Genomic DNA, 1,197 nt, shown 5'->3' with positions numbered 1-1,197 from the left:
AAAGTCATTAACACCCTTAAAGAACCATTTATTCTGGGCGAACACGAAGTATTCGTTGGCGTTAGTATCGGCATTTCTATGTTCCCGACAGCTGGCGACACAGTAGATCAATTGATTCAAAATGCCGATGTAGCGATGTACCACGTGAAATCGCGCGGAAAAGACGGTTACCAGTTCTTTAGCCCTTCAATGGAAGTAGCTGACTCAAACCGCATTAAGCTCGAACGAGAGATTCGCAGAGCATTAGAAAACAACGAATTCAAGGTATTCTACCAACCACAGATTAATGCAAAAACGAACGATGTTATTGGTGTAGAAGCGCTAGTGCGCTGGCAACACCCTACTCGCGGTTTGGTATTCCCGGGTGAGTTCTTGCCTTTGGCAGAAGAAACAAAGCTACTCACGGACATTAGTGAGTGGGTATTAAATTCTGCATGCCAAGAAGTACAAGGCTGGATCAATAACGGACACCCAAACATTCGCCTTTCGGTTAACTTCTCACCCTTGCAGGTCGAGCACCCGCGATTTGTAGATCATTTGCTCGAGACACTTGAAAGAAACAACTTCCCTGCAACAAACCTAGAAGTTGAGATTACCGAAAACGCGATCATGAATGACCTTGATCAGATGACCAAAAAGCTCAATCGCTTATCTGAGCACGGAGTAACCATTGCGATCGATGACTTTGGCACTGGATATTCATCCCTCAATTACTTGCGTAAGTTGCCAATCCACACACTTAAGGTTGATCAAAGCTTTGTAAAAGACATTGAAGAGACAATGGGCGATGCCTGTATTGTTAACGCCATCGTCAATATGGCTCACGGCTTGAAGCTCAATATCGTCGCTGAAGGCGTAGAAACAGAAGTACAACTTCAATATTTGAAAGATTTAGGTTGCCAAGAACTTCAAGGTTTCTATTTCGGAAGAGCAGAACCTGGTGAAGTGATACTTAGTCGACTCGAAAGCCCTCACGCGAAAATTGCCTAGAGCTTTAAGCATTCACCTTACAAACAAAAAAGCGGCTCAATAGCCGCTTTTTTGTTTTCGATGTCCCGCTCTAAATATCAAACTTACTCAAAACAACATGGCTCATTCCGAGTTTCTTTAAGGCAGATTCAAACACCTTATTTTCTGGTACTGCACCCGTGAACATAACAAAGTGCTTATCGTCATTTGATGCCTTATGTGGCAAAT

Annotated in this window: 1 protein-coding gene; it reads left to right on the top strand. The window is 43.3% G+C overall.

What is annotated here, in order from left to right; all coding sequences use genetic code 11:
* A partial coding sequence (locus A3738_RS05230) for a bifunctional diguanylate cyclase/phosphodiesterase (RefSeq protein WP_156503980.1) occupies positions 1–990 on the top strand: 990 nt, incomplete at its 5' end.
* Between the last annotated feature and the right edge of the window lie 207 nt (positions 991–1,197).

The sequence above is a fragment of the Oleiphilus sp. HI0066 genome (assembly GCF_001635725.1).
The sequence above is the reverse complement of the archived record's forward strand: the minus strand, read 5'-3'. Positions and strand labels throughout refer to the sequence as shown.